We start from the raw sequence: 12311 nt of genomic DNA, 5'->3' as shown, positions 1-12311 counted from the left end.
TGGTTTTTTTATACCAATGCTTTAACAAACGCTACAAAAACCATATTTAAAATCTGTCGTTTTACTTCAAAAATAGAGAGAGATACAGATGAATAGGATCGAAAAATGGATGAAAAAATACAACAACTCACCAATGAACAACTCCTTGATGTCATCGTATTAGTTGAAGAAAATAAAATTATTCAAGCCATTCAATACATCGCCACACATACCGCTTTTCAATACGATGATGCACAAGAGATCGTGACTGAACTCACGAAGCGGCATGATGCTGCACTAAAAAGCATGTATCGCCATAAACGACATCAACAACAACGCATATCAACCGCTGAATTAAGACACCACAGCTCCCTTGTGTCTGAAGGACGGAGCTTTACACAACAACAGCCACAAAGCCCGCATAGCCCAGCAGTGAATAACCTCGATGCAATACAAGACCTACAAGAGCTTCATACAAAAAACCACAACCTTTGGATCGTCTTGGCTGTGGTCATTTTGGTTTTAAGTTTTATTTTTTATTGGTTCTAAACCCAACTTAAATCAGTTCAATAATATCGATCGTCGGTGGTACGCGAAAACGAAAAGGCACACCCACCATGCCTGTTCCAACCGTAACAAACACATCCGCATGTTCATGTCGGTACAAGCCTTTTTTGTGTCCTAATATAGACACTTTTTTCATTACATAGTCTGTGAGCCATGGCAGCTCAACTTGACCACCATGCGTATGACCTGAAAGCATTAAAGGACGGCTGAGTAAAGCGGGTACCATATCGATCGTGTCTGGATTGTGCGATAGGATGACCCATGGTTTGTCCTGCGGTAAATGCGGCATAAAACGCATATCCGCCTTGCCTGCCCACAAATCCCCGACTCCAATCAGACGAAACTCTTCAAATTCAACAATCTGACCTTCAATATCAATCACATTATTCACCTTCAAAGCATGTCTTAACAAATTTTGAATCGGCGGGCCTGGATATTGTTCATCATGATTGCCATTGACCGAATAGACTGGGGCATTAATTTCTTGCAACACCTCTAATTCTTCTGCCAGTGTATTTTCAGGTTCATATGTCCAATCCCCTGCAACTACCACCAAATCAGGTTTTTGTTCATTCAGTCGTTTGACGATGGTTTTCAGTTGTCGCTCATGCCCTGAAAATAGACCAATATGTAGATCGGCAATTAACGCAATACGAACGGGTTTGAGTAATTTATAATCTTCTTGGATTTGATATTGAGTGGTTTTGACATGTACAAAATGCGGTTCAATGAAACGTGCATAACACAGCACACCACTGACCAAAAACACAAAAATAGCTTCATGCCATGAATAATAACCCTGAAAACCTGCATATAAGCTAAAGAAAAACAAAGGAATGAGTAAATAGGAGAGATAAAAAGCCAACAAATGCACAAAGGCCTTAAACGGATGAATAGTCTCCGTATTGGTTTGACTGATCCATGCCTGATACACCGCCCACCCTGCAAGCAAGGCCATCGCAATATAAAAATAGAACACGACGGAGTGTATATTCATCATAGACTTTTACTCACAAATTGTTCATCAAGAACACATAATCTTCTGTTTATCTTTTCACAGCTCAGAATTATACTCAAACCAAATTTATAGACTTTATGACGATGGAAAAACCTCACGGCTTAGCGAAACAAACTTTATTCCGCTCATCTTCGACTCAGCAAGGTGCCAAACTGTTGTTGCTGAGCTGTATGGTTTTGACTGTCCCAGCGTGTAATACCTTACCCAAACAGATCCCACAGACGCCCGTCTATGCCTTTGATTTGCCAACCGATCAAACCAGTTTAGGCAAAATCGTACTGCCTTTACGTGAACAAAATCCAGACCTTACAGGTTTCCATATTCTCTATAATCCACTCGAAGCATTGGCCGCGCGTATCCATCTTATTGATAAGGCAGAAAAGACCTTAGATCTACAATACTATATTTGGGACAACGATCGTATTGGTTCTTTAGCGCTTTATTCTATTTTGAAAGCCGCTGATCGCGGGGTGAAGGTTCGATTACTAATCGATGATAACAATGCCAAGAAAATGGAAGGCATTTATTTGGCGCTCGATCAACACGCTAATATCGACATCAAACTGTATAACCCTTACCGCTTCCGTCACTATCGTGCGATGGATATGGTCTTAAATCTAAAACGCATCAACCGTCGTATGCACAACAAAAGCTTCATTGCCGATAATCAAATTTCGTTGATTGGTGGGCGTAACATGAGCAATCAATATTATAACGTCAGCGACAGTTATCAATTTTCTGATGTTGATGTGATGTTGGTCGGCTCTGCCTCAGATGAAATTGTGCATTCCTTCGATGAATACTGGAATGACGACTATGCCTTTCCAGTGCGTCAAATTGTCAACGCTAACCATTACAGCTTGCGTTATGAAGGTTTAAAAACCCAGTTAGAGCAGCACTATCAGGAAGTGACCGTACAAAATTATTTGGATCTGGCCAATCGTTCGCAGGCCTTTGAACACTGGCTAAATGATAGTATCCAGTTCGATTGGGTCAAAGCCGAAGTGGTGAAAGACTCGCCAAGCAAAACCAAGTCTCGTGCGAAAAAAGAAGAACATTTAAACTTCCAGTTGCAAACCCATTTAGAAAAGCCAATGGAAAGCATCGACATTATTTCGGCCTATTTTGTGCCTGAACGTAAAGGCAAAAAACATCTGGCAAACCTCGCTCAAAGTGACATTCAAGTTCGCGTACTGACCAACTCATTTAAAGCCAATGATGTGCCGTTGGTCCATGCCTTCTATGGAAAATATCGTGAAGACTTGCTGGAAAGTGGTGTTCAACTCTATGAGTTTTTAGCCACGCCTGCGGCCGAAGCCCTAAACGAAAACAATGAAGAAATTTCGAAAAAAGCCAAAGTCAGCATCAAAGGATTAAGCCGCTCGAGTCTGCATGCCAAACTCATGGCCATTGATGAGAAACAGGTTTTTATTGGTTCATTTAATTTTGATCCCCGCTCTGCCAACTTAAATACAGAAATTGGAGTTTTACTGAACAGTCCACCGCTGGCCAAAGCGGTACACTACACCATGGACCAAAACCTCAGTAAATATGCCTATAAGCTGGTTCTAGATGCAAACAAAAACATTAACTGGCAAATCAAACAAGCAGATGGCTCTACCAAAACTTATACCACTGAACCAAAAATGAATTGGTTTAAACGCGCTGGTCTCAAAGTCGTTTCTTGGCTACCGATTGAAGGCTTTATGTAAGCCTTCAATCTTGCTGCATGTTGGGTTGGGACTTCAAAACTTTATGATGTAAATCAGCCAAACCTTGCACCATTTTTTGTTGGACGAGTGCAGTTAAACTATCAACCGTATGTCCTGTGGTACAAATGGCTGGAAGCGCAACTAAATGTGCTGTCACTTGTGGCATCTCTAGTACTTTTTTAACATGCTCGGCAAAACTAATGTTACCGATAAACGGAGAGACTTGATCAAGTCCGCCCTGTTGATTTACATAGCAAATCAAACAAATTTGCACATCACGTTTGGCCTCAATTGCTGCGCCTAATATACGTCCATGAACCTTTTTCACTTTAGAACCATCGGTCGTGGTCGCTTCCGGGAAAAACAACACAGGAATATCTTGTTTTAAAAACGCTGTAATTTGCTCTCGAATTTTGATGGAATCGCCTGAACCACGTTGAATAAACAAGGTTCCACCACTTTTTGCCAATTTGCCAAACACAGGCCATTTTTCAATTTCAGCCTTGGCCAAAAAGAAAACTCGTGCGCCTGAGCCTAATACAGCGACATCTAACCATGAAATATGATTGCTGACCCAAAGTGCAGGCTTACGTGGAATATCACCGTGGACATGCACATCAATGTTAAAAACTTTGCACAGTCGACGACAGAAATACTGCACGTAACGGGTATTTTGTGGATTGTTAATGTCTTTATACAAGCCATGTCGATAGACCAAATAAAACCCTTCGGACACGGCGCCAAGTCCCGAAGCCAGCTTTTTGCCATACAGAAAAAGCTTAGAGACACCTTTTATTGATGTTGTTTTTATTTCAGTATTCGATTGCATAGACGGTTCACTTGGCACAGCTTCATTCAACATTTAATCATTGATTTCGGCTCATTCTATACTGATCTTGAGTAACTTGCATTGATCATAAAAACCGAAGGACCAGATGATTATTTTCAATTTTAATCGTTTAAACAAATTAATTAAAATAAATCAATCGAAATACCAAAACATGGTGTGTACATGAACGATCAAATAAACCCTCCAGCTCCGCCGTTAAATCCTGTTCAGGCACTGAAATTTATTATAGGGCTCAGTATTTTATACTTTGGTACCTTACTGCTTTTGGTTCACTTATTTCGCTCAATGTAAGGCAACGGCATAACTATTTCGCTCAATCTCAGCAAATTCATCTACACTAGAGTTTTCAATGTGAGATCGAATTTAGTGGAATATTTTGAGCAGAAGCAAGGTGGCGAAAAAACCATTTTAGTCAGTGTTGCCATCCATATTCTGGAAGACCTTGATGCAGAAGAATTTCGTTTGCTTGCTAAGTCGGCAGGTGCACAAATTCTGGAGCATGTTCACGCTCAAAGATTCAAACCCGATGCTAAATATTTCATTGGTTCAGGCAAAGCAGAAGAAATTGCTGCTCGTGTTGAGGAACTTGAAGCCACGCTGGTGATTATTGACCATGCCCTAACCCCTAGTCAGGAACGTAATCTGAGTCGTATTATCAAGTGCCGCGTCATTGACCGTACACGCCTTATTCTAGATATCTTTGCACAACGTGCCCGTACCCATGAAGGGAAACTTCAAGTCGAATTGGCTCAATTGGATCACTTATCTTCTCGACTGGTCGGTACAGGTATTAGTCTCGATAGCCAAAAAGGTGGGATTGGACTCCGTGGTCCAGGTGAAACGCAACTCGAAACTGACCGTCGTTTACTTCGTGTCCGTGTTGGACAACTTAAAGATAAATTAGAAAAAGTCCGTCAGACCCGTATCCAAGGACGTGCTGCACGTCAAAAAGCTGCAATTCCAACCGTTTCTTTGGTTGGTTATACCAATGCGGGCAAATCAACCCTGTTTAACACTCTTGCCAAATCTGATGTTTATGCCGCAGATCAGTTATTTGCAACCTTAGATCCAACCTTAAGACGTTTGGAATGGGATGGTATTGGCCCACTGGTCCTAGCCGATACGGTTGGTTTTGTGCGTAATCTCGCGCATGCTTTAGTGGAATCGTTTAAAGCGACGCTAGAGGAAACATTAGAAGCCAGTTTGCTGTTGCATGTGATTGACTCGAGCAGTCCAGACCATATGGAACAAATTGAAGCTGTTGAAAAAGTGCTCAAAGAAATTGGCGCAGATATTCCAATTCTACGGGTGTATAACAAGATCGATCAAAGTGGCGAACAAGCCAAAATCATTTACGCTGAACCCAATGTACCTGAGCGTGTCTATGTCTCAGCACATACAGGCGAAGGATTTGATCTACTACGCCAAGCGGTCCAAGAGTGCTTGATGGGTCAAATTCAAAACTTTGACGTCCTACTCAAACCAGCCTATGGCAAATTGCGTAATCAACTGTACGCCCTAAATGTGATTCAATCTGAAAATTATGATGATGAGGGCAACCTACACCTACAAGTGTATATTGCGCCGCATAAACTTGAACAACTGATTAAACAAGCACATTTACCGATTGATGAAATTTTAGGTTTGAAAGCAAAACAATTTCATCGTGAACTCGAAGAATTTGAAATCAAAAACTAAATCGGTTAAAACGTGATAAGTAAAATGTTAATGACAGAACAAAATGGAATGGATAAAAACTGTTGATTGGAAAGCATGGATCGGCACGGTTGCCCTAATCATCGTCTTTCGTGAAGCGGCTGTGTGGATCACTGGACGTTTTGGACATCCTGAACTGGGCAATTTAATTGGACTGATTAGTTTATTAATCGTCCTTTTGGGTTGGAGAAAATTTCATAAAATTCCAGCACGTTTGGTCGATACCAACAATAAAATCATGAAAGAAAGTGCCTTTGCTTTTCTACCTATCAGTGCAGGCTCCCTGCTGATGATGACGCATTTAGGCAGTGAAATCCCAATGTTTTTGGTGGTGCTATTTGTCAGCACACTAATTCCACTGTGGGTTTACGCAAAAATGTCTAAGAAATGGCTTTAGGAGTGTGCACATGATTCCCATTATTTTCGGTTTTTTCCTAACTCTCGTTGCCTATTTACTGGCAAAGCCACTCAACAAAAAACTGCCACAAATTCCCGTGATTGTTTTTGGCATGTGCTTTGTGATTGCCCTGCTCTTATTGTTAAACATTCCGTATGAGCAATATATGGCACAGGTCAATCCAGTGTTTAACCATCTGCTCGGTTATGTCACGGTCGCATTAGCAATTCCATTGGCTGCCATGCGCTATGACGACCTCCCTCTCAAAGCCGTGGTGGGCATCTTGGTCTTTGCCAGTATCAGTGCGGTCGGACTGCCGATGGGACTGGCTTATCTACTACATTTGTCTGACCCTACCATTATGGCATTTGCCACACGAGCAGTCACAACGCCTATCGCAATTAACATTGCAACACTGCTGCAAGCCCCTGTGAGTCTGGCTATTTTAATCGTGATTTTATCCGGTGTAATTGGTGCTGCATTTTCGCCACTGATCCTCAAACACATTAATGACGAACGAGCATCGGGCTTAGCGCTAGGTCTTGCAGCTCATGCCATCGGTACAGCTCAAGCATGGCAACGGGGAAGTATTGCTGGACGTTACGCAGCCTTTGGAATGGCTGTCAATGCGGTATTTACAGCAATCTGGTTACCGTTGTTTATTCTATACTTGCAAAAAATGTGATATGTTCCTCACATAAACAATTGTATTGTTTAAAAAATCAACTTAAGATGAGTTTGTCGTTGATTAAATGATAAAAGGATTTTGTTCATGAGCAAATTGACACTTGCAATCGCATTCGCTACAACCGTTATGGGTAGTACAGCTTTCGCTGAAGATATTAGCGGCACTTGGAAAAATATTGATGACAAAACTGGGTCGTCAAAAGCCATCCTTGATATTCGCCAAGAATCAAATGGGACATATACCGCTAAGATCGTTAAAGTAACGCCTCGTCCGGGTTATACACCAAAAGAAACTTGTATTAATTGCCCTGCGCCGTATACCAATAAGCCTATTTTAGGCATGGATGTGATGAAAGGTTTGAAACACAGCGGTGATACCAATTACACGGGTGGAAAAATCATTGATCCACTGTCTGGTAATATTTATAGCTGTAAAGCAAAACTCAGTTCGAATGGCAAACGCTTAACCTTGCGAGGATACGTGGGCATATCTGCTCTAGGTCGTAGTCAAACGTGGATTCGAGAATAATCTAAGTTCTATTACTGAACAGGCTTGGTCTACGTAATCACTTAATAGATTCATTTTAGATTTTGTAGACCACCACTGAGTCACTCATACATTGCATCAAACTTAGTCTGATTGTTTCAAATTCAATGAATAAAAGAGTTTCAGCTAAGCATGTATGATTTTTCAATTTTTAAAGGCAACTGCCTAACTCATATCTAAACACAAAACAGTTTGCCTTGTGCAAACTGTTTATTTTTCTGTGTCTTGGATATCTTTTTGTGAAACTATAGAGAACCTTATATGAAAAGTAAGTTTTTTATCGCGGGATTAACATTGTCCATGCTTTGCGGGGGAGCATTTGCACAGGACTTAACAGGGACATGGCAACAAATTGATGATAAGTCAGGCTCACCCAAAGCCATTATCGAAATTCGTAAAGAATCGAATAATACTTACACTGGGAAAATTGTAAAAATTACACCACGCCCAGGCTATACCCCAAAAGAAACTTGTGTGAATTGCCCTACGCCATATACCAATAAACCAATTTTGGGTATGGACATTATTAAAGGCTTAAAGCATGTCGACGGCACCAATAACTATGAAAAAGGTCGTGTGATTGATCCTTTGTCTGGCAAACTTTATGATGCGAAAATGAAACTGAATGCCACAGGAAAGCGTCTTTCTCTACGTGCTTACATCGGTGTTTCTGCTTTAGGTCGTAACCAAACATGGTTAAGAATCGACTAAGAATAAAAAAGCCACGAAGTTCGTGGCTTTTTTAATGCATGTGCTATTGAACTGGATTATCAACGGCAAATAAGGTCTCATCTTCTAGACGATAAGCCATTAATTGATGTCCCCAAACACAACCGCCATCTACATTTTGAATCGAGTCCGAAATGGTTTTACCTTGTAAAGCTGCCCAGTGACCAAACACAACTTTATGGGTTTGTGCCGCTTGCGAAGCAAATTCAAACCATGGTTTGAAGCCTTCAGGCATTGGGTCACTGAGTGAGTCTTTAAAACTAAACTCCAAACGCCCTGCACTATCGGTTAAACGCATACGGGTCAAATAATTTACGATACAACGTAAACGTGCGTGTCCCATTAGTTCACCCGACCACAAGGTGGGCTCTTTGCCATACATTTCTTTTAAAAAGGCATCGACAACATCAAAATCATCCGCTGCAATGACCGCCTCAACTTCTGCGGCTAATGCAGCAGTTTGTTCTGCTGTCCAATTGGTTGGAATGCCTGCATGCGTCAGAACCGTGGTTGCATTTGGAAACACACACAGGGGTTGTTTCCGTAGCCAATCAATCAAATCATCACTATCAATCGCATCAATCACATCGCGAATGTTATCTTTGTCTTTGATTGCTTTAATGCCACGTGCAGCCGCCAGCAAATTTAAATCATGATTGCCTAAAACTGTTGCAGCCGCATTACGCTCTACTAATTTTTTAATAAAACGTAAGGCTCCTAATGAATTTTCACCACGGGCAACCAAATCTCCAGCAAACCAAATAAAATCTTGGTCAGGATCAAACTGAATAGTCTTTAGCAAGGCTTTTAGTGCTTCAAAACAACCCTGCACATCACCAATGACATAATTGTATCGAATCTCTGCACCTGTCACCTTAAGCCACCATTTGATCTGCTAATGCCACAAATTGAGCCAGTGTTAAAGTCTCTGGACGTGCCATCGGATCAACACCCGCTTGTTCAAAACCATCTTCAACCAACATGCCTTTTAAGCTATTACGCAAAGTTTTACGACGCTGAGTAAAGACGTGCGAGACCAAACGTGCCAAGGCTTTTTCATTTTTTGCCACAATCGGCTTAACCGCATACGGCTCTAAACGGAACACCGCAGAAGTCACTTTGGGTGGCGGGTTAAATGAACCCGGTGGTACTTCAAACAAGAACGTAGGTTTACAGAAATACTGAATCATCACCGACAAACGACCATACTCTTTGCTATTTGGAGAAGCCGTAATACGGTCAACCACTTCTTTTTGTAGCATAAAGTGCATGTCTTTAACTTTGTCACCAAACTCCAAGAGATGAAACAAAAGTGGCGTTGAGATGTTATACGGCAAATTACCCACAACACGTAAAGGACGACCATCTTCAAATAAATTGGTGAAGTCGTACTTCAGTGCATCGGTTTCAATAATGGTTAAACGTTCAGGATGTGGCACACGCCCTGGCAAACCGGCCGCCAAATCACGGTCTAATTCGACAACCGTAAGTGCATCACATTCACCAATCAACGGAGAGGTCAAGGCTGCCAAACCGGGGCCAATTTCCACAATGTTATCCCCTGAACGAGGTGCAACTGAACGTACAATCTTGGCAATCACACGTTGGTCATGTAAGAAGTTTTGTCCAAAACGCTTACGCGTATGGTGCCCTTCATCTTTAGGGTTTAAGGCATTAATTTGATACATAAAATTTTCCAACGTGAGTTAATCACTGAACATTAGTGACGAGCTAATTCTAACGCTAAATCAACAGCGACCTGTAAGCTTGAGCTTTTCGCAAGACCTGTGCCTGCGAGGGAGAGAGCTGTGCCATGATCGACTGAGGTACGAATAAACGGTAAGCCCAAAGTAATATTAATGGCTTCACCAAACCCTTGCGATTTTAACACAGGTAAGCCCTGATCGTGATACATCGCCAAAACAGCATCGGCATCTTTTAAGTTGTCTGGGGTAAATAAGGTGTCGGCAGGCAGGCTCAGGCTCATATTTATGCCTTGAGCACGGTAGCTTTCCAGCACAGGGTTAATCACCTCAATTTCTTCCATGCCCAAATAGCCATCTTCCCCTGCATGTGGGTTTAAGCCACATACTAAAATATGGGGGTGCTCTTTTTTAAATTTGCTTTTTAAGTCCTGAATTAAAATATCAATCACTTGATGCAGCCGTTCTTTGGTAATCGCATCGGGTACAGCTCTCAAAGGTAAATGTGTAGTAGCCAGCGCAACACGCAACGTCTTGGTTGCGAGCATCATCACCACACGTTCAACCCCAGCAAACTCTTGGTAGTATTCGGTATGTCCACTAAAGTGAATCCCAGCATCGTTGATGACTGATTTTTGTACAGGTGCAGTTGCAACACCTACGCTTTTACTGGACATGGCATAATCGGCCGAACGTCGTAGCTGCTCTAAGACATAAGGCGCATTTTCAGGATTGAGCTCACCCATTACAACAGCTTCGCTTAAAGGCACATGCTCAACATAAAGTTGACCCTGAGTTGATGATGCTTCTTGCCCTGAATATTCAATCATTTCAATGTCCAATCCCAAACATGCTGCACGTGTACGTAGCAAGTTCATATCACCAAGGACCACGATCGGACGCTCATCTATACGAGCAGCAAGGCTTAAACAAATATCTGGACCAATCCCAGCAGGTTCACCACTGGTGACATATAAAGGCAGCATGATCAACTCAAGTAAAATGCGTTTTGACTATTATACAACGTCTCACCCAGTATCTCCGCATTCACCGTACTCAACTTGAACCTATTCTTTTATATTTAAATCCTCACTTATCCTGTTTTCACATTCCATCGAATTTCAAAGAAAAAATAAAGCCTCAAACAAATCAAATATGAGCAAAGAAATTGCGAGTCGTAACTCCTGTACTATCCGTTATTTTAAAATGGTTCTATGGTGATGATCCCGCATTTCATTCAGTGAAGTCATAAAGTTCAATATCACGGTTCCCCATTTTTTAAAGTTTGAATTCTTTTGTGGTTTTTTAAAAAGAATAAACTTTGATCTCTTCCTTTATACTGGGAAATACCTTAAAATACGGCTCTTGAAATTTTATATTTTCATTTGTGATTCTGAGCAACTTCGTTTAGAATCGCGTCTCCTTTTGTTTGGACAGATTCCATAGTCCAAACCAACTATAATAGGTAGTGGTTTAATGAAAACTCTCAGCGCTAAGCCTGCTGAAGTTCAACACGACTGGTACGTTGTTGATGCTTCTGGCAAAACTTTAGGTCGCCTTGCGACTGAAATCGCTCGTCGTCTACGTGGTAAGCACAAGACTTCTTATACTCCTCACGTTGACACTGGCGATTATATCGTTGTAATCAATGCTGAAGAAATTCAAGTGACTGGTAAAAAAGCGCTTGATAAAAAATACTATCGCCACACTGGCTTCCCTGGTGGTATCCGTGAGACTAACTTTGAAAAGTTAATCGCTCACAAACCTGAAGCAGTTTTAGAAAAAGCTGTTAAAGGTATGTTACCAAAAGGTCCTCTTGGTTATGCAATGATCAAGAAAATGAAAGTGTATGCAGGTACAGAGCATCCACACGCTGCTCAACAGCCACAAGTTTTGGACATCTAAGGGATACAGCACATGGCTACTAATTATGGTACAGGTCGCCGTAAGACCGCAACTGCACGTGTTTTCTTGTCAGCTGGTACAGGCAAGCTCGTAATTAACAACCGTACTCTTGAGCAATACTTCGGTCGTGAAACTGCTCGTATGGTTGTTCGTCAACCTTTAGAGCTTCTCGAAGTTACTGAAAAGTATGACCTTTACATCACTGTTGCTGGTGGTGGTATCGGTGGTCAAGCTGGCGCTATCCGTCACGGTATTACTCGTGCGTTGATCGCTTCTGACGAAACACTTAAACCTGCTCTTCGTCAAGCTGGTTTCGTTACTCGTGATGCTCGTGAAGTTGAACGTAAGAAACTTGGTTTACGTAAAGCTCGTAAACGTCCTCAATTCTCTAAACGTTAATTCGTTTACCGAATCGGACAAAAAAGCCTTGGTTTATCCAAGGCTTTTTTTATGCGTGATTTTCAAGTTTTAAGTCCATGCTTCCTGCTTTATTCGTACTAC

Annotated in this window: 14 protein-coding genes; 9 read left to right on the top strand and 5 right to left on the bottom strand. The window is 41.6% G+C overall.

The window, feature by feature from the left end; genetic code table 11:
* The first annotated feature begins 105 nt into the window (after positions 1 to 105).
* A complete protein-coding gene (locus GVX98_RS02975; protein ID WP_159127217.1) occupies positions 106 to 528 on the top strand; it encodes a hypothetical protein in 423 nt (140 codons plus the stop codon).
* A gap of 7 nt (positions 529 to 535) precedes the next feature.
* Here the strand turns inward: GVX98_RS02975 and GVX98_RS02970 are convergent, their stop codons facing one another.
* A complete protein-coding gene (locus GVX98_RS02970; RefSeq protein WP_159127216.1) occupies positions 536 to 1546 on the bottom strand; it encodes a metallophosphoesterase in 1011 nt (336 codons plus the stop codon).
* Positions 1547 to 1647: 101 nt separating this feature from the next.
* Between GVX98_RS02970 and GVX98_RS02965 the strand changes: the two genes are divergently transcribed.
* Complete coding sequence (locus GVX98_RS02965; protein WP_159127215.1) at positions 1648 to 3276, top strand: phospholipase D family protein; 1629 nt, start codon at positions 1648 to 1650, stop codon at positions 3274 to 3276.
* Between the two features lie 4 nt (positions 3277 to 3280).
* Here GVX98_RS02965 and GVX98_RS02960 read toward each other — a convergent pair whose 3' ends face one another.
* A complete protein-coding gene (locus GVX98_RS02960; RefSeq protein ID WP_171503322.1) occupies positions 3281 to 4105 on the bottom strand; it encodes a 1-acyl-sn-glycerol-3-phosphate acyltransferase in 825 nt (274 codons plus the stop codon).
* 387 nt (positions 4106 to 4492) lie between these two features.
* On the opposite strand from GVX98_RS02960, the gene hflX reads away from it, so the two are divergent.
* The 5 genes from hflX (at position 4493) to GVX98_RS02935 (ending at position 8184) form a co-directional block, all read left to right on the top strand.
* Positions 4493 to 5824, top strand: a complete 1332-nt coding sequence (gene hflX / locus GVX98_RS02955; RefSeq protein WP_159127945.1) for a ribosome rescue GTPase HflX — start codon at positions 4493 to 4495, stop codon at positions 5822 to 5824.
* Positions 5825 to 5867: 43 nt separating this feature from the next.
* Positions 5868 to 6239, top strand: coding sequence for a hypothetical protein (locus GVX98_RS02950; RefSeq protein ID WP_087012462.1), 372 nt, complete (start codon positions 5868 to 5870; stop codon positions 6237 to 6239).
* A 10-nt stretch (positions 6240 to 6249) separates the two neighbouring features.
* Positions 6250 to 6924, top strand: coding sequence for an LrgB family protein (locus tag GVX98_RS02945; protein ID WP_004695104.1), 675 nt, complete (start codon positions 6250 to 6252; stop codon positions 6922 to 6924).
* A gap of 87 nt (positions 6925 to 7011) precedes the next feature.
* Positions 7012 to 7455, top strand: a complete 444-nt coding sequence (locus GVX98_RS02940; RefSeq protein ID WP_010327459.1) for a DUF2147 domain-containing protein — start codon at positions 7012 to 7014, stop codon at positions 7453 to 7455.
* Positions 7456 to 7734: 279 nt separating this feature from the next.
* Entirely contained in the window at positions 7735 to 8184 is a 450-nt protein-coding gene (locus tag GVX98_RS02935) for a DUF2147 domain-containing protein (protein WP_004695101.1), read from the top strand.
* A gap of 43 nt (positions 8185 to 8227) precedes the next feature.
* On the opposite strand, the gene GVX98_RS02930 is transcribed toward GVX98_RS02935, so the two are convergent.
* The 3 genes from GVX98_RS02930 to pdxA are packed head-to-tail and all read right to left on the bottom strand — an operon-like array spanning position 8228 to position 10891.
* Positions 8228 to 9076 carry a symmetrical bis(5'-nucleosyl)-tetraphosphatase gene (locus GVX98_RS02930; protein ID WP_159127213.1) on the bottom strand — a complete coding sequence of 283 codons (849 nt, stop codon included), beginning with the start codon at positions 9074 to 9076 and terminating at the stop codon, positions 8228 to 8230.
* Position 9077: 1 nt separating this feature from the next.
* Positions 9078 to 9890 carry a 16S rRNA (adenine(1518)-N(6)/adenine(1519)-N(6))-dimethyltransferase RsmA gene (gene rsmA / locus GVX98_RS02925; protein WP_004695098.1) on the bottom strand — a complete coding sequence of 271 codons (813 nt, stop codon included), beginning with the start codon at positions 9888 to 9890 and terminating at the stop codon, positions 9078 to 9080.
* Positions 9891 to 9922: 32 nt separating this feature from the next.
* Positions 9923 to 10891, bottom strand: coding sequence for a 4-hydroxythreonine-4-phosphate dehydrogenase PdxA (gene pdxA, locus GVX98_RS02920; RefSeq protein WP_159127212.1), 969 nt, complete (start codon positions 10889 to 10891; stop codon positions 9923 to 9925).
* Between the two features lie 490 nt (positions 10892 to 11381).
* Between pdxA and rplM the strand changes: the two genes are divergently transcribed.
* Together rplM and rpsI are read left to right on the top strand one after the other, a co-directional pair.
* Entirely contained in the window at positions 11382 to 11810 is a 429-nt protein-coding gene (gene rplM / locus GVX98_RS02915) for a 50S ribosomal protein L13 (RefSeq protein ID WP_004695096.1), read from the top strand.
* A gap of 12 nt (positions 11811 to 11822) precedes the next feature.
* Positions 11823 to 12209 (top strand): 30S ribosomal protein S9, encoded by a 387-nt coding sequence (gene rpsI, locus GVX98_RS02910; RefSeq protein WP_004695095.1) that lies wholly within the window; start codon positions 11823 to 11825, stop codon positions 12207 to 12209.
* Positions 12210 to 12311 lie beyond the last annotated feature (102 nt).

The organism is Acinetobacter sp. 8I-beige (assembly GCF_902505955.1).
GTDB lineage: Bacteria > Pseudomonadota > Gammaproteobacteria > Pseudomonadales > Moraxellaceae > Acinetobacter > Acinetobacter johnsonii.
Note: the sequence above shows the minus strand (reverse complement) of the source record. Positions and strands in the feature narration are given on the sequence as shown.

Coding starts and splice junctions, on each gene's coding strand:
- GVX98_RS02975 (WP_159127217.1), top strand. CDS start 106: ATGGATGAAAAAATACAACAACTCACCAATGAACAACTCCTTGATGTC.
- GVX98_RS02970 (WP_159127216.1), bottom strand. CDS start 1,546: ATGATGAATATACACTCCGTCGTGTTCTATTTTTATATTGCGATGGCC.
- GVX98_RS02965 (WP_159127215.1), top strand. CDS start 1,648: ATGGAAAAACCTCACGGCTTAGCGAAACAAACTTTATTCCGCTCATCT.
- GVX98_RS02960 (WP_171503322.1), bottom strand. CDS start 4,105: ATGCAATCGAATACTGAAATAAAAACAACATCAATAAAAGGTGTCTCT.
- GVX98_RS02950 (WP_087012462.1), top strand. CDS start 5,868: ATGGAATGGATAAAAACTGTTGATTGGAAAGCATGGATCGGCACGGTT.
- GVX98_RS02945 (WP_004695104.1), top strand. CDS start 6,250: ATGATTCCCATTATTTTCGGTTTTTTCCTAACTCTCGTTGCCTATTTA.
- GVX98_RS02940 (WP_010327459.1), top strand. CDS start 7,012: ATGAGCAAATTGACACTTGCAATCGCATTCGCTACAACCGTTATGGGT.
- GVX98_RS02935 (WP_004695101.1), top strand. CDS start 7,735: ATGAAAAGTAAGTTTTTTATCGCGGGATTAACATTGTCCATGCTTTGC.
- rsmA (WP_004695098.1), bottom strand. CDS start 9,890: ATGTATCAAATTAATGCCTTAAACCCTAAAGATGAAGGGCACCATACG.
- pdxA (WP_159127212.1), bottom strand. CDS start 10,891: ATGCTGCCTTTATATGTCACCAGTGGTGAACCTGCTGGGATTGGTCCA.
- rplM (WP_004695096.1), top strand. CDS start 11,382: ATGAAAACTCTCAGCGCTAAGCCTGCTGAAGTTCAACACGACTGGTAC.
- rpsI (WP_004695095.1), top strand. CDS start 11,823: ATGGCTACTAATTATGGTACAGGTCGCCGTAAGACCGCAACTGCACGT.